Source organism: Catellatospora sp. IY07-71 (assembly GCF_018326265.1).
Lineage (GTDB): Bacteria > Actinomycetota > Actinomycetes > Mycobacteriales > Micromonosporaceae > Catellatospora.
Map to the genome: position 1 here is coordinate 1,876,745 of NZ_AP023360.1, position 20,366 is coordinate 1,897,110.

The following is a 20,366-nucleotide window of genomic DNA, read 5'->3' on the forward strand; positions in this document are numbered from 1 at the left end:
CGGGCCGATCTCTCCGTCGGCCCCCTGGCCATCCGGAGGCATACGAGTAATCTGTGCCGATGGGCCTGCTGTGTGCCGTGACGTTCAACAAGTACGGGCGGCTGTACTACCTCGACCCCGGCGACTTCCGTCCCCGCGTGGGCGACAAGGTGCTGGTGCACACCGACGACGGGCCCGAGGTCGCCGAGTGCGTGTGGGCGCCCGAGTGGAGCGACGAGGACACCGCCGGCTTCCCGAAGGTCATCGGCCTGGCCGGGGCCGACGACGTCAGCCGCGACGACCTGATCCGCCGGCGCAAGGCCGAGGCGCGGGTGGCCGCCAACCGGCTCATCCGCGAGCACCAGCTGCCCATGAAGGTCATCGCGGTGGACCACGTGCCCGGCGGGCCCGCCGACGGCGACGACCCCGGCCCGAGCCCGCGCACCACCGTCTACTTCACCGCCCCGCACCGGGTGGACTTCCGCTCGCTGGTACGCGATCTCGGCGCGACCCTGAAATGCCGGGTGGAGCTGCGGCAGCTGTCCGCGCGCGACTCGGCGAAGGTGCAGGGCGGCATCGGCTCCTGCGGGCGTGATCTGTGCTGCTCGACGTTCCTGACCGAGTTCGAGCCGGTCAGCATCCGCATGGCCAAGGACCAGGACCTGCCGCTCAACCCGATGCGCATCTCCGGCGCCTGCGGGCGGCTGATGTGCTGCCTGAAGTACGAGCACCCGCTCTACCAGGACTTCCAGGCCACGGCTCCGGCGCTCGGCGAGCAGGTGGTCACCGCCGACGGCGAGGAGGGGCGCGTGGTCGGGCACTCGGTGCCGCGCGACGCCGTGGTCATCCGGCTCGCCGCCGACGGCTCCCGCACCGTCTGCCCGAAGGCGTCGGTGTGCGGGAGCCGCAAGTCGTACGAGGACCGCTACGCGGTGTGACTCGGGTCCGGCGCATCGGCCGGGATCACGGCCGGCGGGGCCGCATGCTGCTTCGCCGGGCCGAGGGTGACGACCTCGTCCACCAGGCGCGGCCGCAGCGGCTTCGCCGGGCCGAACCAGCTTCCGCTCGGCTGGGGCACCCACTTGGTGGAGATGGTGTCCACGCCGACCACGTAGATGCTCAGCGTGCCGTCGGGCGCGAAGCGCATCCGCAGGAAGCACTTGAAGTCCTCGATGCCCTGCCCGGCGAACAGTTCGTTCACGTTCACCTTGAACGTCGCCGCGACCAGCAGGTACAGCGACACCAGCAGCGCCGCGACCACCCCGGCGGGGGTCAGGTAGACGACGACGGCCAGCGCCGCCTGCACCGCGGGCTTGTAGTGGTCGAACGGCAGCGCGCGCCACAGGAACAGCCCGCCCACGCCCAGCGCCAGATGCGCTATGCCGTGCAGCGAGCCGAGGATTATCGGTTTCAGCCGGGCCTCGCCCTCGGTGAGGCCGACCGCGAAGAACACCGTCGAGGCCATGACCGCCGCCGTCATCAGGAAGATCGGCACGGTGAGGATGCGTCCCGCCGCGTTGTTGAACGACAGCATGAGCATCGTGTGCATGATGCCGAGCATCGTGGCGAAGCCCGGGTTGCGCCACGGCAGCCGGGCGAAGACCCCGCTGCCCAGCCAGCGCGAGCGCAGCTTCGTCGGGTAGGTCTTCTGCAGCTTGTACGGCATGCCCGTGCTCTGGCGGCGCACCTGCGAGTGCCGCGGCGGCACCTCGATCTGCTCGGGCAGGTGGTTGGTCGCCGCCATGTAGGCGCCGCCGCCGCCACAGGTGATCAACTGCCGGCCGATGTCGGACTGCGCGTACCGCGCGTAGTGGTGCAGGTCGCCGCTCAGCATCACCGCCACGTCCGCGCCGGTCGGGTCGATCACCGTACGCAGGAAGTAGTCGATGGTGTCGTAGTAGAGCGGGTGCTCCTCGGACTGGACCCAGGCCGGCTGCGGGGTGACCAGGATGATCCGGTCCCCGGGCTGGATGTTGGCGGCCACGCCCCGGAAATACTCCAGCTGCGGGTCGTCCATGTACGCCGCGCCCTGCGCGTCCAGCGCCAGCAGCCACCAGCGGTGCGGCAGCTGGAGCGCGAAGTACGACCGGGTCTGCTTGGTGCGCCAGCCGCCGATGCGCGAACCCTCGCGCCGCGCGAACAGGCGCAGGAACGCGGTCAGGCCGTCGTACCAGTCGTGGTTGCCGGGCAGCGCGAACAGCGTCGGCGGGTTCTCCGCGGGGACCTGCGGCAGCGCGGCCCGGTACGGGCCTTCGAAGCGGTCCTCGTACGCCTTGCCGCTCGCGGTCGGGTACACCGAGTCGCCGCCGAGCACCAGCACCCGGCCGCGCGGCAGCGTCTCGCCGCTCGCCTCGATCTGCTCCTGCGCCAGCAGGTACGCCATGGTGTAGGTCGGGTTGAACCCGTCGCCGAGATCGGCGATGTAGTCCATCCACAACTCTTCGTCGTGCACGTGGTCGTCGTGGACCTTGGTGGGGAAGGCGTTCTGCAGCTCGCGCTTGTCCAGATAGGCGCCGAACTGCGCCGCGAACGCGACACGGACACCGGTGGCGGCCAGTTGCAGCGGGCTGAGCCAGGCCACGGCGCCCTGCGGAGTGAAACCGAGCTGCGCCGGCTCGAGTTTGGTCGGACGGTGTGTCCGGCCGCCGACCGGGGTGGGGTCGGAGGGGCTGCGCGGAGGGATCACGGTCACAGCAGCGCAGCCTAGTCCGCAGTAGACCAGGTCGCACCAGCCCAACGGGCATTACCGGCCCGGTTGCCGCCAACCGGACACCTCCCGGCTGCCCGCCCCGCCTCCCGGGTCCGCCACCGCGCCTCCCGGCCGGCCGCCAGCGCCAAGATCGGCGTTTCGTGTCAGAACCCAGCGTCAAACCCGAGGTTTCGACACGAGATCGCGATCAACCCCAGTCGCGGACGAGTGGGTGGGCGAGTGGAGGTGGTTAGGGTACCCTTACCACATGATGATCACTGAGGGGAGCGCCCCCACCGAACGCGCCGGCCGGTACCTCAAGCAGGTGCTCAGCCACTTCAGCCACAAGATCGACGTGGAGCTCGCCGAGGACCGCGGCACCGCCGTGTTCGGGGCCGGCCGTGCCGAGCTGACCGCCACCCCCGAGGCCCTCGTGGTCCGCATCGAGGCCGCCGACGCGGAGCAGGCCGCCAACGTCGAGCGGGTGATCGTGAGCCACGCCGAGCGCTTCGGCGAGAAGGACGGCCTCAGGTTCGGGCAGTTCACGCCCGTGGCCGCGGCTTGATGTGACCCGCCGCCTACCCGTTGGCCGCGGGCGCATCTGATCGCGTATAGTGATGCGACGTTGCCGCCTTAGCTCAGTCGGTAGAGCGTGTTACTCGTAATAACAAGGTCGACGGTTCGATTCCGTCAGGCGGCTCCACTGGTCAAGGGCCGGTCCTCCATCACGGAGGACCGGCCCTTGATCGTTTGCGTCCCGGCTTCAGCCGCCCCGCTGGTACGGGTCGGGCGTGCCGGTCGAGCACCGCGCCTGCCAGCCCGGCTGGGGCGGGCGCGCGTCGAGCAGCTCCCGGGCCCGGGCGCGGGAGAGGTTGAAGGCGTACCAGGGGTCCGGTTCGCGCAGCCGGTCGGCGAGCGGCCCGAGGGCGCAGCTGCGTTGCGGCTCGGGTAGCCGGTCGAGTTCGGCGGCGGCGTCGGCCGACAGCATCGCGAGGTAGCTCGCGTCGAGGTGCCCGTCCTGCTCGAAGCGCCCGATCACGGTGCGCGCCACCAGCGCGTCCGGGTCGACGGCGACCAGCCCGCCGAGCACGGCCAGGGCCGAGCCGAGCAGCGCGTGGGGCAGCCACCGGGCCCGCAGCCGGACGCCTGCCACCAGGATCACGACGAACACCACGCCGAGCCACAGCACCAGCGCGTCGGCCAGCAGCCGGGGCCGGGTGAAGCCGTACGCCTGCACGTACAGCGCCATCCGGGTCACCGCAGAGGCGACGACGACCAGGGTGAACAGGCAGAGGATCCCGCCGAGCGCGCGCAGCAGCAGGCGACGGCCCGGGGTGTCGCGCGCCGCGTGCGCCGCGAGGACGGCCACCACGCCCAGCGTGAGCAGGGTGACGGTGAGCAGCTGGCCGAATCCGCCGCGGGCGTACTCGGCGTAGCTGGGCCCGGCCGGGTCGAGCACGTATGCGTGGCCGCGGAACCAGGTCGTCACCTGTACTGCCACGAAGGCCCCGAACAGCAGGTCGAGCAGCGCCAGGGTGGGCACCCACTCGCCGGGCAGCAGCGGGCCGCGCCGGGTCCGGCCGCCGGGCCGTGCCGCCGGACCTGACCCGCCGGGCCGGGCGGCGGTGACGGCGGCTGAGGCGGCGGTGCCGGTGGCCGGAGGGGCCGGATCGGCGGCTGGTGGTGTCGTGTCGGCCGCCAGGGTCGAGCCGACCGCTGTGGGCAGGTCGCGTGCTCGTCGGCGGGCGAGGTGGGCGACCGCCACGCCGAGCAGCGCAGCGACGGTGAAGCCGCCGACGGCCCGGATGATCTCGCCGGGGCCGGGCAGGAGGCCGGCGAGGAACCTGGCGAACACGCCGTCGGCCGCCGTGAAGAGGGCGCCGAAGACGGTCACGGCGACCAGCGCGACCAGCCAGCCGAGCAGCGCCCGCGGGCCCGGGCGTGGCGGCGAGCCGTCACGTCCGCCCCCGTCACGACGGTCTCCCAGGTCTTCGCGCAGCCCGGTCACGGCGGCCGACGGCAGGATTCGCGGGGCCAGCAGCAGCCCGCGCCAGGTGAGCGGACCTCCGGCGGCCAGCGAGGCGAGCAGCAGCGCGGCGGCCAGGCAGAGCAGGAACAGCCACGGTGCGGCGCGCCACGCGCCCACCCCGACCAGCACGACTGCGGCCACCGCGAGACCGATGGCGGCGGGCCTCGGGCGGGCACGGCCGCGCAGCGTCGCCGCCAGCAGGATCACCGCGACGAGCGCCCAGCCCACACCGAGACTGGTCAGAGGCAGGGCCGCCGCTCCCGCCAGCCCCGCGATCAGCACGGCCATCGTCGCCTCCATATTCAGTCTGCCGTCATATAGCGGCGACCGTACATTGAAGCGCGCGGCGTGTCTACCGCCCGACGAGATATATCGTGCACCGTACTATCGGCCGACGCCCGCGCGCGCGACCCCGGACCCCCGGCTGGGCGGGCAGCCGGCGCGACTCTTACGGAGTTGCGGCTTCCACGGCTGGTTGCAGGCCCGGGTCTTGGAAAGTCGCGCCAGGGGCGATGGCGGCCTCGCGAGCGGCGGCGATCTTGGCGGCGCGGGCGGCTTCCTCGGCCTGCTTGCGGGCGAGGCCCTCGCGGCCGTCGTACTTGAGGAAGGCGGGCAGGGCGGCGGCGAGCGCGCCGGTGCCGACGACGCAGAGCACGCCGCCCCAGACGACCGCCCCGGCCGGGCCCCACCAGCGGGCGCTGAGCCCGGCGCGGGTCTGGCCGAGCATCGGGCCGGTGAGGTACGACAGCATCTCGATCCCGGCGAGCCGCCCGCGCAGGTGGTCGGGGATGGTCTGGTTCCAGATGATGCCCCGGAACAGCCCGGAGATCATGTCGGAGGCGCCCGCCACGACCAGGCCCAGCAGCGCCAGCCACAGCGACCCGGCCATGCCGAACAGCACGATGCCCAGGCCCCACGCGCCCGCGGCGATGAGCACGGCCAGGCCGTGCCGGTGCACTCGGGCGGTCCAGCCTGAGGTGAGCGTGACCAGCATCGACCCGGCGGCCAGCGCCGCGTAGAACAGGCCGAGCACGGACGCGCCGCCGTACCGGTCGGCGACCCACGGGTAGAGCGCCACCGGGAACGCGAAGAACATCGCGTTGATGTCGATCAGGTACGTGCCGATCAGCTCGGGACGGCTGCGGGCATACCGGACGCCTTCCACGACCGAGCGCAGCGAGGGCCGGTCGGCGGCCTCCGGCGGGGCGATGGACCGCACCATGGCGAAGCAGGTCAGCGACACCGCGTAGGTGGCCAGGTCGAACGCGAAGACCCAGGCCACGTCGAAGTTGGCGATCATGAGACCGGCCAGGGTGGGCCCGGCGATCTGCGCGATCTGCCAGCGCAGCGAGTTGAGCGCGCCGACGGCGGGCATCTCCTCGGCGGGGGCGAGCCGCGGCATCATCGCGTCCATCGCGGGCCGGTGGACGCCGTCGATCGCGGCGCCCAGGGCGGCGATGACGAACAGCACCCAGACCTTCGGCGTGCCGACGAGCGCGTTGAGCAGCAGCAGCGCGGCGAGTACGGCGAGCGCGGCCTCGGCCCAGAAGACGAGCTTGCGCCGGTCCACGTAGTCGGCCAGCGCGCCGCCGACGAACGCCATGAACAGCAGCGGCACCAGTTCGGCCACGCCGAGCAGGCCGACGATGAGCGTATCGCCGGTCATCTGCTTGAGCTGGAACGGGATGGTGACGTATGTGATCATCGAGCCGAAGCTGCTGACCCCGGCGGCCGTGTACACCAGGCGGAAGTCGCGCCGGCGCAGCGGCCTCACGTCCAGCGCGAAGCGCTTCAAGCTCATCACGTGCGCAGATGATGCCGGGTAAGGGGTGCCCCGGCAAGCCGATAACCGCTCAGTCGGAGTAGATCTCGCCGGTGGCCTCGAAGCGGGCGAGGTGGTCCAGCGTCCACAGCACCGCGCCGGAGGTCGGCTCGGGCAGGTCGTCCGGGTGGAACCAGCCCGCGTCGGACGCCTCGTACGGGTCCGGGGTGAGCTCGCCGGAGACCTCGGTCAGCAGGTATGAGCCGGAGATGTGCTGGTAGGTGTCGCCGAAGACGTTGGTGAAGGTGTACTGCGGCCCGGACAGGAAGGCGAACAGCGTGGCCCGCCCCGCCTTGAGCCCGGTCTCCTCGAAGGTCTCCCGGATCGCGCAGTCGCGCATCGACTCGCCGAGTTCCATCGCGCCAGCGGGGAAGGCCCAGTAGCCGTTGTCCGTCCGCTTGATCAGCAGGATCCGTCCCTGCTCGTCCCGGATGACGCCGCGCGCCCCGAGGAAGAACAGGGTGGCGTCGCCCATGGCCGCGCGCATCCTGCCGTGGTACGAGTTGACCCAGCCGTCCTCAGCACCCATGGATGCCACCCTAGAACCCCGCTGTTCGCGCAGTACAGGCCGCTCTATCGGGGCATACTTCCCATATGAGGGCGATCTGGAAGGGTGCCGTCTCCTTCGGGCTGGTCTCCATCTCGGTGAAGCTCTACTCCGCCACGGAGGAGAAGGACATCCGGTTCCACCAGGTGCACAAGGCCGACGGGGGCCGGATCAAGTACCAGCGTGTCTGTGCCATCGACGGCGAGCAGGTCAGCTACGACCAGATCGCCAAGGGGTACGACATGGGCGGCGGCGAGATGGTGGTGCTCACCGACGAGGACTTCAAGAACCTCCCGCTGACCAGCTCACGGGCGATCGAGGTGCTGGAGTTCGTGCCGAACGAGCAGATCGACCCGATCCTGTACGACAAGGCGTACTACCTGGAGCCGGACGGGGCCGCCGGGGTCAAGCCGTACCTGCTGCTGCGCGAGGCGCTGGCGCACGTGGACCGGGTCGCCGTGGTGAAGGTGGCGCTGCGCCAGCGGGAGACCCTGGCGACGGTACGCGTGCACGAGGGCGTGCTGGTGCTCAACACCATGCTGTGGCCGGACGAGGTGCGCGAGCCGGCCTTCGACTTCCTCGACGACGCCGTGCAGGTGCGCCCGCAGGAGGTCAAGATGGCCGAGTCGCTGGTCGACTCGATGTCGGGCGACTTCAAGCCGGAGGAGTTCACCGACGCCTACCGCGAGGCGCTGCAGCAGGTCATCGACGTGAAGGTCGGTAAGAAGGACACGGTGGTGCAGCCGACCACCGAGGAGCCGATCGCGCCGACGGTCGACCTGATGGCGGCGCTGCGCGAGTCGGTGGAGCGGGCCCGCGCGGCCCGGGGCGGGGCGGAGGAGAAGCGCACCGGCGGCCACGCCACGGTGACCCCGATCAAGAAGGCGGCGAAGAAGGCCGAGCCGCAGGAGGCCGCGCCCAAGAAGAGCACGGCCAAGAAGGCGGCGCCGGCCAAGGCCGCCGCCAAGAAGAGCACGACGGCGAAGAAGACGACCGCGAAGAAGACCCCGGCGAAGAAGGCCAAGGCAGCTTGATCCGGTACGCGCCGATGCTGGCTACGGCCGGCCCGCTGCCCAGCGGCCCGCAGTGGGCGTACGAGGTGAAGTGGGACGGCTTCCGGGCCGTCTACGCCGCCGGGCGCTTCCACGGCCGGTCCGGGCGGCAGCTGACCGGGCCGCGCATGCCCGAGCTGGCCGAGGTGCTCGACGGTGAGCTGGTCGCCTTCGACGCGCACGGCAGGCCCAGCTTCCAGGCCCTGCAGCAGGGCGTGCCCCCGGTGTACGTGGCGTTCGACGTGATCCGGCTCGACCTCGCCTACGACGAGCGCCGGGCGGTGCTGGACGGGCTGGGTCTGGCCACGGTGTCGCCGAGCTTCGAGGACGGCCAGGCCGTCGTCGCCGCCGCGCGTGAGCTGGGCCTGGAGGGTGTGGTCGCCAAGCGCCGGTCTTCCCGCTACCAGCCCGGGATGCGCTCGCCCGACTGGGTCAAGTGGAAGTTCGTACGCACCGGCGAGTTCGTGATCGGCGGCTGGCGGCCCGGCGCCCACCCGCTCGGCGCGCTGCTGATCGGCACCCCGCTGCCGGACGGCACGCTGCGCTACCGGGGGCGGGTCGGCGGCGGCCTGACCGTGCGGGTGGAGCGGGCGCTGCTGCCGGTGCTGCGGGAGCTTTCCCGCGAGGCGTCGCCGTTCACCGGCCCGGCCGAGGCCGGCGCCTGGGTGGAGCCGCTGCTCGTGGTGGAGGTCCGCTACAGCGAGATCACCCCCGACGGGCGGCTGCGCTTCCCGGTGTTCCTGCGGCTGCGACCCGACAAGCTGCCCGGCGACTGCGTGGGCGAGGACTGCGGATGAAGGTCAGGGTCGACGCCCGCGAGCTGACGCTCTCCAACCTGGACAAGCCGCTCTACCCCGACGGCACCACCAAGGCGGAGGTGATCGACTACTACCACCGGATCGCCTCGGTGATCCTGCCGCACCTGCGCGACCGCGCGCTGACCCGCATCCGCTTCCCCGACGGCGCCGACCGCCCCGGCTTCTTCGAGAAGAACGCCCCGGCCAAGAAGCCCGCCTGGATCCCGACCTCGCCCGACGGCCTGATCATCTGCAACGAGATCGCCGCCCTGGTCTGGCTGGCCAACCTCGCCGCGCTCGAACTGCACACCCACCAGTGGCTGGTCGGCGCCCCCGGCCCCGACCGCGTCGTCTTCGACCTGGACCCCGGCCCCGGGACGGGACTGGACGAGTGCCGCGCGGTGGCCCTGGCCCTGCGCGACCGCCTCGCCGTCGACGGCCGCCCGGCCTTCCCCAAGACCTCGGGCCGGAAAGGCATGCAGGTCAGCAGCACCTTCTCGGGCAGCTTCGACGAGGTCGCCGAGTACGCCCGCGGCATCGCGGCCGAGTTCGCCGCCGCGGCGAAGGGCCTGATCACCGATCAGATGGCCAAGGAACTGCGCCCCGGCAAGGTCTTCATCGACTGGAGTCAGAACAACCAGGCCAAGACGACGGTATGCGTCTACTCCCTGCGCGCCGGTCCCACACCCACCGTCTCCGCTCCCCTGACCTGGGACGAGGTGGCCAAAGGTGACTTCATCGCCGCCTCCTTCGGCCCCGCCGAGGTCCTCGACCGCGTCGCCCACCTCGGCGATCTCCACGCCGGCCTGCTCGGCTGACCACGGTGCCTCCCGCATCCGCTCCCGGTCCGATCGGACCGTGCGCATCGGGCGCTCGCTCGTCTCGGGCATGGGTATCGGCTGCGGGTTCACAACTTCTGGGATGTAGCTACATCCCAGAAGTTGTGGACTGTCGTGACATGGTGCCCGCCCCGCCGGGTTGTCCAGAGCCCGGTTGTCCACAGCCCCTGTCGTGGCGCTCGGTGGATCGGCAGGATCGGGCTGTGGATGAGGAGCGGGCAGGACTGGCCGGGGAGCTCGGGTGGCTGCTGGCGGGCGAGCGGCAGCGGCGCGGCATGAGCCAGGCGGAGCTCGCCCGCCGCGTGGGGCTGCCCCAGCAGCAGGTGTCGCGGTTCGAGAGTGGCCGGCGGACGGTGACCAGCACCGTGGCGGACCGGCTGTTCGGGGAGCTGGGGCTGCAGCTGCGGGTGGCGGTCGAGGCGGCGGGCAGCGGGCTGGACGCGGAGATCGAGAAGGTACGGGCCGGTCTGTCCGGGCGGCAGAACATGGTGCTCGCCGACCTGAGGCTGCTGAGCACGCGGCACCGGCCGGGGTTCGCCTACCTGCTCGATGGCGAAGGGGCCGCGCTGCTGCAAGGGGTGCCGGTGGTGGCGCGGCGGCTCGATCTGCTGGTGGCGGAGGGCGAGGTGGACGCGCTGGCCGAGTGGGTCAGGCGGGTGGGGCTGCGGCGTTACGACGAGCGGTCGGGGGAGCTCGGGTGGGGTGATCCGGATCCGCGCGCGGCGGGGCCGCTGCGGTGGGGCAACGGGCTGGTGGAGCTGGCGGTGCGGCTCGTCGCGGAGCTGCCGCCGCCGGTGCTCGTCACCGTGCCCGGGTTCGGGGCGGGTGAGGAGCACCGGGCGGCGGTGCGGGCGCTGCCCGAGGTGGAAGCCGACTTCCCTGTCGTGGCGCGGGTGCTCAGCCGGCTGCGGGCGGCTCGGTGAGCACGTCGTCGGCGTCCACGATGGTGTAGGCGTACCCCTGCTCGGCGAGGAAGCGCTGGCGGTGGGCGGCGTACTCGGTGTCGATGGTGTCGCGCGAGACGACCGTGTAGAAGTGCGCCTGGCGGCCGTCGCCCTTGGGCCGCAGGACCCGGCCGAGGCGCTGCGCCTCCTCCTGACGCGAGCCGAACGTGCCCGACACCTGCACCGCGACCGCCGCCTCGGGCAGGTCGATGGAGAAGTTGCCGACCTTGGACAGGATCAGCGCGCGCAGCTCGCCCGCGCGGAACGCGTCGAACAGCCGCTCGCGCTCCTTGGTGGTGGTGCCGCCGTGCACGATCGGCGCGGGCACCCCCTCCTCCTCCAGGAACCGGCCGATGTCGTGCAGCTGCTCCAGGTACGCCCCGATGACCAGCACCTGCTCGTCGGCGTGCCGCTCGATCAGCGCCTTGATCACCGGCAGCTTCGCGTCGGCGGTGGCCGCGAACTTGTACTTCTCCTCCGGCTCGACCGCCGCGTACGCCAGCCGGTCCCGGTCGGGCAGGGTCACCCGGACCTCGGTGCAGTCGGCGGGCGCGATCCAGCCCTGCGACTCGATGTCCTTCCACGGCGCGTCGTAGCGCTTCGGCCCGATCAGGCTGAAGACGTCGCCCTCCTTGCCGTCCTCGCGGACCAGGGTGGCGGTCAGGCCCAGCCGGCGGCGGGCCTGCAGGTCCGCGGTGAACCGGAACATCGGCGCGGGCAGCAGGTGCACCTCGTCGTAGACGATCAGCCCCCAGTCGCGCGCGTCGAACACGTTGAGGTGCGGGAACGTGCCGTTACGGCGCGTGGTGAGCACCTGGTAGGTGGCGATGGTGACGGGGCGGATCTCCTTGCGCTCGCCGGAGTACTCCCCGATCTCGTCCTCGGTGAGGGTGGTGCGGGCCAGCAGTTCGCGGCGCCACTGGCGCCCCGCGACCGTGTTCGTCACCAGGATCAGCGTGGTCGCGCTGACGTCGGCCATGGCCGCCGCGCCGACCAGGGTCTTGCCCGCGCCGCAGGGCAGCACCACCACGCCCGAGCCGCCCGCGGTGAAGTGCTCGACCGCCTCCCGCTGGTACGAGCGCAGGTGCCAGCCGTCCTCGCGCAGCGCGATCGGGTGCGCCTCGCCGTCGACGTAACCGGCGAGGTCCTCGGCGGGCCAGCCGAGCTTCAGCAGGACCTGCTTGAGGTGGCCGCGCTCGGAGCCGTGCACGGCGATGGTGTCGGGGTCGAGCTGCGCGCCGAGCATCCCGGCGAGCTTCTTCGACTTGGCCACCTCGACCAGCACCGCGCGGTCCAGGCCGCGCAGCACCAGGCCGTGCGCGGGGTCGTTGAGCAGCTGGAGCCGGCCGTAGCGGTCCATCGTCTCGGCGACGTCCACCAGCAGCGAGTGCGGCACGGGGTAGCGGGAGAAGCGCAGCAGCGCGTCCACCACGCTCTCCGCGTCGTGGCCCGCCGCGCGCGCGTTCCACAGGCCCAGCGGCGTCAGCCGGTAGGTGTGCATGTGCTCCGGCGAGCGTTCCAGCTCGGCGAACGGGGCGATCGCCATCCGGCAGGCGGAGGCGTCGGGGTGGTCGACCTCGAGCAGCAGGGTCTTGTCGGACTGGACGATCAGCGGCCCGTTCGTCATGCTCACCTCACGCTGGGGCGGTGCCGGGACAACACTCCAGTCTCCCACGTCATGCCCGATCGGCCGACAACCCGCAGACGAACATGAGCGTCTATCATGCCGTCACCGGCGGATCGTTCACCTGGGGAGGCTCTGGTGCGTCGTACCCTCACGTGCCTGCTGGCGGTCGCGACACTGACCCTGGCGGCCGGCTGCGGCCCGGACGGGAAGGCGGAGGCCCAGCGGCCCGGTTTCGTGTCCGCCACCGACGGCCTGACCAGCCCGGCGCCCGCGGCGACGCCGAGCGTGGCGCCCTCGCCCACGGCGGCCGTCTCGCCGAAGCCGACGAAGTCGCCCACGGCCAAGCCGACGAAGAGCCCGACGGCCGCCTCCTGCGCGCAGGGGGAGTACCAGAAGGAGGTCGAGCAGGCGCTGGCCACGCTCGGCGGCTACGGCACGGTGACGGTGGACGGCAAGCAGTCCGCCGCGGACTGTGCCGCGATCAAGAAGTTCCAGAAGCGGTTCGACATCCGGCCGTACAACGGCAAGGCCGGCCCGATGACCCGCAGCGTCTCGCAGCGGCTGCTGAAGAGCACGGCGAGCCGGTGCGGCGCGGGGACGGGGCTGACCGCGTGCGTGGACCTCACCAACCAGACCGTCTGGATCATGAACGGCGGGAAGATCGTCTACGGCCCGACCGTGACGCGCACCGGCATGGCCGGCTATGCCACCGACACCGGCACCTTCAAGATCCACGATCGGCAGCTGAAGAACTGGTCCGAGGAGTGGGACGTCTGGCTGCCGTACTGGCAGCGGGTGGTGGGTGGAAGCGGTTTCCACCAGACCACGACGTACATCCACAACGGCGCCATCGGCTCGCACGGATGCATCAACCTGCTGCCCGCCGACGCGGTGAAGTTCTGGAACACGCTCAAGACCGGCACCACCGTCAAGATCTTCGGGCGCCGCTCCGGCACCTGACGCCGACTCATCCGGATGGTCGAAGCATGTCGTTCTTTCGGCTGAATCCGGCGTGAAGTCGCAACCGCTTACCACCCGCCGTGCGTAATCCGATTGCCGTGCGCGTTCGGGGCGCCAAACGGGGGCGAGCGCAACGCGTCGGATGGGCCGTGGTGGTCAGGGGCAGCCACGGCCCATCATCGTGTCCGGGCCGGTTCAGCGGCGGCTGCGCTGGGTCGCTCCGGCGATCGAGAACAGCAGCAGCAACAGGATGCCGCTGCCGATCGACTCGCCCGCGGCGTCCACGATGTTGCGCTTGAGGCCGAGCCAGGCGAAGAAGAACCAGGCGACCAGGCCCCCGCCGATGCCGCCGATGATCACTTTCACGCGCCGGGACAGGCCGCCCGCCGGTACGGGTACCGGCTCGGCCTGCTCGTGCGCCGACTCCTGATCAGTCGTCATCGTCCCCTCATCCCTTCCCTGCCTCCAGCGTGCCATCAAGCGCCCGCTTGCGGCTGAATTGCCAGGCATTAGGGGGATACGCGGCTCACTCGGCCGGCGCCGCCGCGGTGATCCGATGCAGCGCGAAGGTGTGCAGGGTCTGCGTACGGTCGTCCTCGGCGCGCAGGTAGCCGGCCCCGATGGACACCGGGCGGACCAGCCGGGAGGCGTTCGCGCCGTGCGCGTCCACATACCCCACCCAGACCTTGGCCTTGTCCCGGACCGCCTGCTGCAGCACCGCCAGCGCGTGGCTGTGCGCCTGCACGGCGGTGAGGCTGGACATCGGCTGCCCGGCGGCGGCGCGTACGGCGTCCGGGGCGCGGCGGGCGGCCCGCGCGCGGGCGTCGCCACGCCGGATCTCCTCCACGATGCCGAGCAGTCGCGGCTCGGTCAGGCCCGGCGCGTCCAGCGCGTCCGGCTGGGCCTGCAGCGCCGCGCGTGCGGGGGCCCGGCGCGCCCTGGGCTTGGTCAGCACGGCCGCCCCGGTCGCGTCCTCGGGCACGGGGGCGTATCCGGCGTCGCGCAGCGCGGTCAGCAGCCGCCCCGACGTGAACGGGGTGATCAGCACGGTCGGGGCGAGCCGGCGCAGCTGCAGTCCCGACAGCCGCCGGTCGGCCAGCGCGGCGGACACCAGGCCCTCGTCGTCGCTGCGCAGGTACGCCCCCGCGGTGCCGGTGCGCAGCCCGCCGTGGGTCCGCGACACGTCGTCCACCAGGTAGGTCAGCGCCTGCGGCACCGTGGTCTTCGAGCGGAGGGCGAACAGCGCATGCAGGTCCGGCGCGGCGTACCCGGCGTCCAGCGCCCGGCGCAGGCTCGCCGCGGTCACCCGGTACACGCTCGCACCGCCGCCGGACTCGTGCTCGGCGACCAGGTCCAGCTCGGCGGCCAGCGCCGGTTCGGGCGGGCCGGGCACCACGACGGTCAGGTCCGCCTGGACCAGCACGTGGTCGACGGGCGGCGGCAGCAGCTCGGCCAGCGCGACGACCAGCGGGGTCTGCTCCCGGGGCAGCACCGCCTCGGGCCGCTGCCCGAGCGGGTCCTCGTCGGACGGCACCGACTCGGTAAGCGCCACCAGCTCCCGCCCGTATCCGGTGAGCGCGCCGAGCCCGGTGACGCCCAGGTCGGCGGCCTCGGACAGCGCCTCGCGATGCAGCTCCTCGCGCCCGCGCAGGCGGCGCGGAGCCTGCCAGCGCAGCCACTCCAGCAGCTCGTCGGCGTCCGGCCCGGTGCCGGGCACCAGCGCGCCCAGTGCCGCGAGCACCGCGCGCCGGGCGGCCGGCGTGCCCGCCCGCTCCAGCTGCGGCGACAGCACGGTCAGCGGCTTGTCCTTGAGGTCGCGCTGCCCGGCCAGCGCGGGCTGGCGGGGCATGGCCAGCCACGCCTCGGCCAGCCGCGCCCAGCGCTGGGCCAGCGGCGCGACGCGCCAGTCGTCGTACCCGGCGGCGGGCAGGAACACCGTCTCGCTGCCCAGCTCCACCTCGCCCAGCAGCCCGGCCGCGTACGCCGTCTCCAGCAGCAGCCCGGCGAGCTGCTCGGTGATCCCGGCGGCCTTGGCCAGCCGCCGCAGCGGCAGCACGCCCATGCCGCCGCCGCGCAGCACGGTCGGCGGCTCCTCGCCCAGCGCCTCCAGCAGGTCCTCGGTGTGCCGTACGGCGGTCATCGCCTGCCCCGCCCCGGCCCGGTCCACCGTGGTCACGGCGCGCGGCCCGGCACCGATCGCGGGCGGCAGCGGGTGCAGCGGGCCGAGCGGCCCGGCGTCGCGGCGCAGCAGCAGGCCCAGCTCGCGGGGCAGCTCGACGGCGCCCTCGGTGGTCTCCACGAGCAGGTGGTGCTCCAGCAGCCAGGTCACCGGCTCGGTGCGGTTGACCGTGGTGCCCACGGGCGGGCCCTCGGCGAGCCGGTCCAGCACGGCGCGCGCGGCGGGCGGCGCGGCGAGCAGCGTGCGCCGCAGCCGGGCCGGGTCGTTGACCAGCGCGACCACCGCGCCCTGCAGCTCGGCGGCGGTGTCCAGCTCGACGGCGGGTCGGCCCAGGCCGGCCAGGTACGGCGAGCAGACCTCGTCGACCGTGGCCACCAGCCGCAGGCTGTCCTCGCCGGGGCGGGCCGGGTAGAGCAGCGCGCGCTCGCGCAGCCGCTGCAGCGCCTCGGTGACCCGGGCCGGTTCCGGGCCGCCGACCGGGGCGCAGGCCATCGCGACGACCGCGGCGGCGGAGGTGGTGCCGTCCGAAGGCGACCGGGTGAGCCGGACCGCGTCGAGGATCTCCAGCGTGAACCGGTCGAGCGTGTCGAGCGTACGGGCCACCGACACCCGGGTCTGGGCCCGCGCGGCCAGCACCGTCAGGTCCGTGGGCACGGGCGTGATCAGGTCGGGGCGCAGGCGCAGCAGCGCGCCGAGGGTGTCGTCGGACAGCGCGCGAAGGTGGTCGGCGAACTCGATGCTCATCGTGCCTCCACGCTAGCCGGTTCCGGGGGTGCGCGCGGCAGTCGGAAGGACGGTACGGCGGCGCGGAAGCGGGGATTCCAGTTGGGTGCCCGGATCACGATCGCTAGCCTTGTCAGCGGGCCACCGTCGGCGTGGCCAATCAGACGTGGCGGGCGCCGGCCGCCCGCGGGGAAGAAGCAGGTGTGCAGCGGTGCCTACGGGTCGCGTGAAGTGGTACGACACGGAGAAGGGATTCGGTTTCCTGACCCGGGACGATGGTGGGGACGTCTTCGTGCACAAGGCCGCGCTGCCCAACGGCGTCGGTGAGCTCAAGCCCGGCCAGAAGGTCGAGTTCGGCGTCGCGGCGGGCCGCAAGGGCGACCAGGCGCTGCAGGTGCAGCTGATCGACGCGCCGCCGTCGCTGCAGGAGCTGCGCCGCCGCCCGGCCGAGGACCTGAACGACATGATCGAGGACATGATCAAGGTGCTGGAGGCCCGGATCCTGCCCGACCTCAAGCGCGGCCGCTACCCGGAGAAGAAGGGCGCCCAGAAGATCGCCGAGGCGCTCCACGCCATCGCCCGCGAACTCGAGATCTGACCTTCAAGATCGTTCGACTTGCCTGGCACATGGGCACTCCGGGGTACCGGATACGCCCGAGTGCCAGGCAAGTCTGTTGATCGATGGCTAAAGGCCGGCCGGCGGGACGAGGTTCGCGGCGGCGGCGCGGTGGAGGAGGGCGCGGGCGGCGGCGAGCCCGTCGGCGCCGAGGTCCTCGGTGAACTCGTTGACGTACAGCTTGATGTGCTGGTCGACGACGTCCGGCTCCATCTCCTGCGCGTGCGCGAGCACGTACGCGCGGCTGGCTTCGGGGTCGGCCCAGGCGGCCCGGACGGAGGCGCGGATCCACTCGGTGGCCGCGGCGGCGTCCACGGTGCCGCGCTTGGCCAGGATGGCGCCGAGCGGGATGGGCAGCCCGGTGTCGCCCTCCCACCACTCGCCGAGGTCGACGAGGCTGGTCAGGCCGAAGCGCTGGTAGGTGAAGCGGGCCTCGTGGATGACCAGGCCGGCGTCGTAGCGGCCGGCGGCGACCCCGGGCATGATCTCGTGGAACGGCACCACCTCGATGCGGCCCGGGACCTGCCCGGTCTGCGCGGCCCACAGCCGGAAGAGCAGATACGCCGTGGTGCGGTCGCCGGGCACGGCCACGGTCGCCCCGGAGATGTCACCCCGACCCGCCGTGAGCAGCAACGGCCCGCAGCCGCGGCCCAGCGCGCCGCCGCAGGGCAGCAGCTCGTACGCGTCCAGCAGCCAAGGCAGCGCCGCATAGCTGACCTTGACCAGGTCGAACCGGCCGTCGAGCGCGGCGGTGTTGGTGACGTCCACGTCGGCGAAGGTGACGTCCAGCTCCGGCGCGCCCGGCACCAGGCCGTGCACCAGCGCATGGAAGACGAACGTGTCGTTCGGGCAGGGCGAGAAGGCGATCCTCACGAGCGGCGGGCCTTCCGGTGCCGGTCGTGCACGATCATCGTGAGCAGCCCGGGGATGCCCCAGATCACGCCCGCGACGCAGATGGACAGCCAGCTCTCGTGGCCGTTGGCGGTCAGCCAGTCCCGGTTGAGCAGCAGCACGAGGCCGACCAGTGCGAACGCGGCCATCCCGGCGAGGGCGAAGGGCACGGTCGGCGGGTCCAGCGGTTTGGGTGGTTCCAGAGGCACGCTGACAGGTTACGCGCTGGCAGGATGTCACCATGCCCCTGCTGCAAACCCTCCAGCGCCTCGCGGACGTGCTGGTCCGGATCGTCCGGGTGCTCATCGCCACGGTCAGCCGCTCGGTGGTCGGCATCCGCTGGCTGACCCGGACCGCGCTGCGGGTCCGGGTGCAGGGTTCGAACGGGGTCACCGGCGTGGCCCGCCTGTTCGACCTGCACGCCGTGGTCGTCGCCGCGGACCTGTCGCTGCTGGCGGGACTGCTCTGGCTGGCGAACGCGCCCGTCGCGCCGCACGTGTGGGCGGCGGCCCTGCTCGGGGTGGGCCTGGCGATCCCGGCCGCGCTGCTGATCGGACACCGCCCGGCGGCGGGCCGCGCGGTGATCGGCCTCACCCTCGTGGGCCGGGGTGTGGCCACGATCCTCGCCGCGCAGTGGCTCGGCAGCGCCGGGCTGCTGGTGCTGGCGCTGGTGGCGCTGATGGTGCCGCAGTGGGCCGTGCACCTGACCCTGCTGCGCCGCCTGCTCGCCCTCGGCGTGCGCCCGTGGGCCACGCTGTGGCACGCGAGCCAGTACGCGCTGATCGCGGGCCTGATGACCGGCGTGACCGGTGTCGTCATCGGCGCGTTCGTGAACGGCTGGCCGATGTGGGTGGCCGCCGTCCTGCTGACGGTCGGCGCCCTGCTCGCGCTGCGCCTGCCCGCGCCGGGCGGCGCGGCGGGCCCGACCGGCGTCGGTGGTGCCGGCTCGGGCAGCGCGGTCTCGGGCGGCACGGGTGGGGCCGGATCGGGCCGCTCGGGTGGCACCGGTGCCGGCTCGGGCCGCGTGGGCTCCGCTGACACTCGGTCCGGCGGGTCGGGCCCGGCCCGGTCCGGCCGGGGCGGCGACGGGACGGCCACGCCGCCGCCGCAGCGGCAGCCGCGCCAGGACCAGCCCACCATCCCGGAGGGCTTCCACGTGTACCGTCCGTCGTCGCTGGAGCCGGGCGACGAGGGGAGCAGGAAATGACGCTGCTGGTGGTGACGGCGGTGGACGCCGAGGCGCAGGCCGTGGCGCGCGGGCTGCCCGCCGGAGTGGACGTGCTGGTCGCGCCGGTGGGGGTGGGTCCGGCCGCCGCGGCGGCGGGCACGGCCCGGCTGCTGGCGCTGGCCGGGGGCCGTTACCGGGCGGTGGTGTCGGCGGGCATCGGCGGCGGGATCGGCCTGGCGCCGGGCGTGACCGTGCTGGCCAGCCGTAGCATCGCCGCCGATCTCGGCGCGGACTCGCCCGACGGCTTCCTCAGCCTCGACGAGCTGGGCTTCGGCAGCGCGGTCGCGCCGGTCGACGCCGGGCTGCTGGAGCGGCTGCGCGCGGCGCTGCCGGGTGCGGCGGTCGGCGACGTGCTGACCGTGTCCACGGTGACCGGCACGGCCGCGGGCACCGCCGAGCTGCTGCGCCGGCACCCCGCCGCGCTCGCCGAGGCGATGGAGGGCTACGGGGTGGCCTGCGCCGCGCAGGGAGCCGGGCTGCCCTTCGCGGAGCTGCGTACCATCTCGAACCCGGTCGGCCCGCGGGACCGCGCCGCCTGGCGCATCGGCGACGCCCTGGCCGCGCTCACCCACGCGGCCCCGGCCTTCGCGACCCTGCTCGGCTGAGCCGTCAGACCTCGACCTCTTCGACGCCGCCGTCGTCGTAGATGGTGGGCGGGGCCGGGATGACGGTCTCGTCGATCAGCACCTCGGAGTGGCCGCCGCAGCCGTGGTCGAGCGAGACCACCCGGCCGTCGTCGGGGGCGTACACATTGGTGCAGGCGCCGAACATCCGGCCGAGCGCGCCGTTCAGCCGCACGTAGAACGCGCACGAGACGCAGCGCGCGGTGCGCGGCGCGGCGACCGAGATGGGCGCGTCGGGGCCGGGGTCGCCGTCGTACCAGCGCTGGGCGGCCTCCTCGCGGCCGAGCGGGGACAGGATGCGCGGGCGGCCCAGGCCCAGCTCCCAGGCGACGTCGTCGACCTCGGGGTCGCCGCCGAGCATGTAGCCGGGAGTGAGCCGGTCGTCGTCCTCGGGCGTGGGCAGCAGGTCGCCGACGCCCAGGTCACCGGGGTGCAGCCGCTCGTGCCAGGGCACCCAGCCGGGAGCGAGCAGCGCGTCGCCGCCGGGCAGCAGCACCGTCTCGCACACGGTGACGTGTTTGCTGCGCGGGGCCCGGGTCACCGTGACGGCCCACTGCCAGCCGCGGTAGCCGGGCAGGTCGCAGGCGAAGTAGTGGGTGACCACGCGGTCGCCCTCGGCGGTCACGTTCAGATGCTCGCCGACGTGGCCGGGATCCTCGGTGATCGCGGCACGGGCGATCTCGACGGCCTCGGCGCAGGCCTGGTCGACTTTCGGGGCGCGGGTGGCGGTCCTGGTCACGTCCCCCATTCTTGCTTATCGCTGACACGGCGCTTCGCGGACCCGGCTGTCCCGGCCGCCGATATCACCGTTGTTTCGCTCC

The 20,366-nt window shown here is 72.9% G+C and carries 20 protein-coding genes and 1 tRNA gene; 11 read left to right on the forward strand and 10 right to left on the reverse strand.

The annotated features are described in order from the left end of the window. Positions 1–59 precede the first annotated feature (59 nt). The gene (locus CS0771_RS08510; RefSeq protein WP_212840508.1) at positions 60–917 is read left to right on the forward strand and encodes a regulatory iron-sulfur-containing complex subunit RicT; all 858 of its coding nucleotides are present in this window, start codon (positions 60–62) and stop codon (positions 915–917) included. On the opposite strand, the gene CS0771_RS08515 is transcribed toward CS0771_RS08510, so the two are convergent. After that, positions 905–2,671: a metallophosphoesterase gene (locus tag CS0771_RS08515; protein ID WP_244870682.1), complete on the reverse strand. Its 1,767-nt coding sequence runs from the start codon at positions 2,669–2,671 to the stop codon at positions 905–907. The two genes, CS0771_RS08510 and CS0771_RS08515, sit on opposite strands and share 13 nt — an antisense overlap. A gap of 265 nt (positions 2,672–2,936) precedes the next feature. On the opposite strand from CS0771_RS08515, the gene CS0771_RS08520 reads away from it, so the two are divergent. Beyond that, positions 2,937–3,233: a DUF2218 domain-containing protein gene (locus CS0771_RS08520; protein ID WP_212840509.1), complete on the forward strand. Its 297-nt coding sequence runs from the start codon at positions 2,937–2,939 to the stop codon at positions 3,231–3,233. Positions 3,234–3,295: 62 nt separating this feature from the next. Continuing rightward, a tRNA-Thr gene (locus CS0771_RS08525) sits at positions 3,296–3,371 on the forward strand. Between the two features lie 60 nt (positions 3,372–3,431). On the opposite strand, the gene CS0771_RS08530 is transcribed toward CS0771_RS08525, so the two are convergent. From CS0771_RS08530 to CS0771_RS08540, 3 genes are all read right to left on the reverse strand, one after another. Beyond that, positions 3,432–4,985: a DUF4173 domain-containing protein gene (locus CS0771_RS08530; protein WP_212840510.1), complete on the reverse strand. Its 1,554-nt coding sequence runs from the start codon at positions 4,983–4,985 to the stop codon at positions 3,432–3,434. Positions 4,986–5,145: 160 nt separating this feature from the next. Beyond that, positions 5,146–6,498: an MFS transporter gene (locus CS0771_RS08535; protein ID WP_212840511.1), complete on the reverse strand. Its 1,353-nt coding sequence runs from the start codon at positions 6,496–6,498 to the stop codon at positions 5,146–5,148. A 52-nt stretch (positions 6,499–6,550) separates the two neighbouring features. Further along, complete coding sequence (locus CS0771_RS08540) at positions 6,551–7,048, reverse strand: NUDIX domain-containing protein (RefSeq protein WP_239125862.1); 498 nt, start codon at positions 7,046–7,048, stop codon at positions 6,551–6,553. Positions 7,049–7,113: 65 nt separating this feature from the next. On the opposite strand from CS0771_RS08540, the gene CS0771_RS08545 reads away from it, so the two are divergent. The 4 genes from CS0771_RS08545 to CS0771_RS08560 all read left to right on the forward strand — a co-directional run bounded on the left by CS0771_RS08545 (position 7,114) and on the right by CS0771_RS08560 (position 10,677). Continuing rightward, positions 7,114–8,100: a Ku protein gene (locus CS0771_RS08545; RefSeq protein ID WP_212840512.1), complete on the forward strand. Its 987-nt coding sequence runs from the start codon at positions 7,114–7,116 to the stop codon at positions 8,098–8,100. Positions 8,101–8,114: 14 nt separating this feature from the next. Next, a complete protein-coding gene (locus tag CS0771_RS08550; RefSeq protein ID WP_212845702.1) occupies positions 8,115–8,915 on the forward strand; it encodes a DNA ligase in 801 nt (266 codons plus the stop codon). After that, a complete protein-coding gene (gene ligD, locus CS0771_RS08555; protein WP_212840513.1) occupies positions 8,912–9,733 on the forward strand; it encodes a non-homologous end-joining DNA ligase in 822 nt (273 codons plus the stop codon). The genes CS0771_RS08550 and ligD overlap by 4 nt, the downstream gene beginning before the upstream one ends. A 224-nt stretch (positions 9,734–9,957) precedes the next feature. Then, on the forward strand, positions 9,958–10,677 hold the full coding sequence (locus CS0771_RS08560) for a helix-turn-helix transcriptional regulator (RefSeq protein WP_212840514.1): 720 nt from the start codon (positions 9,958–9,960) through the stop codon (positions 10,675–10,677). Here the strand turns inward: CS0771_RS08560 and CS0771_RS08565 are convergent. Then, positions 10,652–12,325: a DNA repair helicase XPB gene (locus CS0771_RS08565; RefSeq protein ID WP_212840515.1), complete on the reverse strand. Its 1,674-nt coding sequence runs from the start codon at positions 12,323–12,325 to the stop codon at positions 10,652–10,654. The two genes, CS0771_RS08560 and CS0771_RS08565, sit on opposite strands and share 26 nt — an antisense overlap. Before the next feature lie 135 nt (positions 12,326–12,460). Between CS0771_RS08565 and CS0771_RS08570 the strand changes: the two genes are divergently transcribed. Next, the gene (locus CS0771_RS08570; RefSeq protein ID WP_244870683.1) at positions 12,461–13,285 is read left to right on the forward strand and encodes a L,D-transpeptidase family protein; all 825 of its coding nucleotides are present in this window, start codon (positions 12,461–12,463) and stop codon (positions 13,283–13,285) included. Positions 13,286–13,480: 195 nt separating this feature from the next. On the opposite strand, the gene CS0771_RS08575 is transcribed toward CS0771_RS08570, so the two are convergent. Further along, entirely contained in the window at positions 13,481–13,726 is a 246-nt protein-coding gene (locus CS0771_RS08575; RefSeq protein WP_212840517.1) for a hypothetical protein, read from the reverse strand. An 85-nt stretch (positions 13,727–13,811) separates the two neighbouring features. Further along, on the reverse strand, positions 13,812–16,208 hold the full coding sequence (locus tag CS0771_RS08580; RefSeq protein ID WP_212840518.1) for a helicase-associated domain-containing protein: 2,397 nt from the start codon (positions 16,206–16,208) through the stop codon (positions 13,812–13,814). Positions 16,209–16,398: 190 nt separating this feature from the next. Here CS0771_RS08580 and CS0771_RS39390 point away from each other — a divergent pair, with 190 nt between their 5' ends. Continuing rightward, on the forward strand, positions 16,399–16,785 hold the full coding sequence (locus CS0771_RS39390) for a cold-shock protein (RefSeq protein ID WP_203747762.1): 387 nt from the start codon (positions 16,399–16,401) through the stop codon (positions 16,783–16,785). 87 nt (positions 16,786–16,872) lie between these two features. Here CS0771_RS39390 and CS0771_RS08590 read toward each other — a convergent pair whose 3' ends face one another. Both CS0771_RS08590 and CS0771_RS08595 read right to left on the reverse strand, forming a co-directional pair. Further along, complete coding sequence (locus CS0771_RS08590) at positions 16,873–17,676, reverse strand: 1,4-dihydroxy-6-naphthoate synthase (RefSeq protein WP_212840519.1); 804 nt, start codon at positions 17,674–17,676, stop codon at positions 16,873–16,875. Then, positions 17,673–17,843 (reverse strand): DUF2530 domain-containing protein, encoded by a 171-nt coding sequence (locus CS0771_RS08595; RefSeq protein ID WP_244871327.1) that lies wholly within the window; start codon positions 17,841–17,843, stop codon positions 17,673–17,675. Before CS0771_RS08595 ends, CS0771_RS08590 begins: the two co-directional genes overlap by 4 nt. A 92-nt stretch (positions 17,844–17,935) precedes the next feature. On the opposite strand from CS0771_RS08595, the gene CS0771_RS08600 reads away from it, so the two are divergent. Further along, complete coding sequence (locus CS0771_RS08600) at positions 17,936–18,901, forward strand: hypothetical protein (protein WP_212840521.1); 966 nt, start codon at positions 17,936–17,938, stop codon at positions 18,899–18,901. Next, positions 18,898–19,527, forward strand: a complete 630-nt coding sequence (locus tag CS0771_RS08605; RefSeq protein WP_212840522.1) for a futalosine hydrolase — start codon at positions 18,898–18,900, stop codon at positions 19,525–19,527. Before CS0771_RS08600 ends, CS0771_RS08605 begins: the two co-directional genes overlap by 4 nt. A gap of 4 nt (positions 19,528–19,531) precedes the next feature. On the opposite strand, the gene CS0771_RS08610 is transcribed toward CS0771_RS08605, so the two are convergent. Beyond that, a complete protein-coding gene (locus CS0771_RS08610; RefSeq protein ID WP_212840523.1) occupies positions 19,532–20,293 on the reverse strand; it encodes a DUF3027 domain-containing protein in 762 nt (253 codons plus the stop codon). Positions 20,294–20,366: the final 73 nt, after the last annotated feature.

What these genes read in the sequence shown, in the direction of transcription:
- CS0771_RS08510 (WP_212840508.1), top strand. Translation starts at nt 60, where the DNA reads ATGGGCCTGCTGTGTGCCGTGACGTTCAACAAGTACGGGCGGCTGTAC.
- CS0771_RS08520 (WP_212840509.1), top strand. Translation starts at nt 2,937, where the DNA reads ATGATGATCACTGAGGGGAGCGCCCCCACCGAACGCGCCGGCCGGTAC.
- CS0771_RS08530 (WP_212840510.1), bottom strand. Translation starts at nt 4,985, where the DNA reads ATGGCCGTGCTGATCGCGGGGCTGGCGGGAGCGGCGGCCCTGCCTCTG.
- CS0771_RS08535 (WP_212840511.1), bottom strand. Translation starts at nt 6,498, where the DNA reads ATGAGCTTGAAGCGCTTCGCGCTGGACGTGAGGCCGCTGCGCCGGCGC.
- CS0771_RS08540 (WP_239125862.1), bottom strand. Translation starts at nt 7,048, where the DNA reads ATGGGTGCTGAGGACGGCTGGGTCAACTCGTACCACGGCAGGATGCGC.
- CS0771_RS08545 (WP_212840512.1), top strand. Translation starts at nt 7,114, where the DNA reads ATGAGGGCGATCTGGAAGGGTGCCGTCTCCTTCGGGCTGGTCTCCATC.
- CS0771_RS08550 (WP_212845702.1), top strand. Translation starts at nt 8,115, where the DNA reads ATGCTGGCTACGGCCGGCCCGCTGCCCAGCGGCCCGCAGTGGGCGTAC.
- ligD (WP_212840513.1), top strand. Translation starts at nt 8,912, where the DNA reads ATGAAGGTCAGGGTCGACGCCCGCGAGCTGACGCTCTCCAACCTGGAC.
- CS0771_RS08565 (WP_212840515.1), bottom strand. Translation starts at nt 12,325, where the DNA reads ATGACGAACGGGCCGCTGATCGTCCAGTCCGACAAGACCCTGCTGCTC.
- CS0771_RS08575 (WP_212840517.1), bottom strand. Translation starts at nt 13,726, where the DNA reads ATGACGACTGATCAGGAGTCGGCGCACGAGCAGGCCGAGCCGGTACCC.
- CS0771_RS08580 (WP_212840518.1), bottom strand. Translation starts at nt 16,208, where the DNA reads ATGAGCATCGAGTTCGCCGACCACCTTCGCGCGCTGTCCGACGACACC.
- CS0771_RS08595 (WP_244871327.1), bottom strand. Translation starts at nt 17,843, where the DNA reads ATGGCCGCGTTCGCACTGGTCGGCCTCGTGCTGCTGCTCAACCGGGAC.
- CS0771_RS08600 (WP_212840521.1), top strand. Translation starts at nt 17,936, where the DNA reads ATGCCCCTGCTGCAAACCCTCCAGCGCCTCGCGGACGTGCTGGTCCGG.
- CS0771_RS08605 (WP_212840522.1), top strand. Translation starts at nt 18,898, where the DNA reads ATGACGCTGCTGGTGGTGACGGCGGTGGACGCCGAGGCGCAGGCCGTG.
- CS0771_RS08610 (WP_212840523.1), bottom strand. Translation starts at nt 20,293, where the DNA reads ATGGGGGACGTGACCAGGACCGCCACCCGCGCCCCGAAAGTCGACCAG.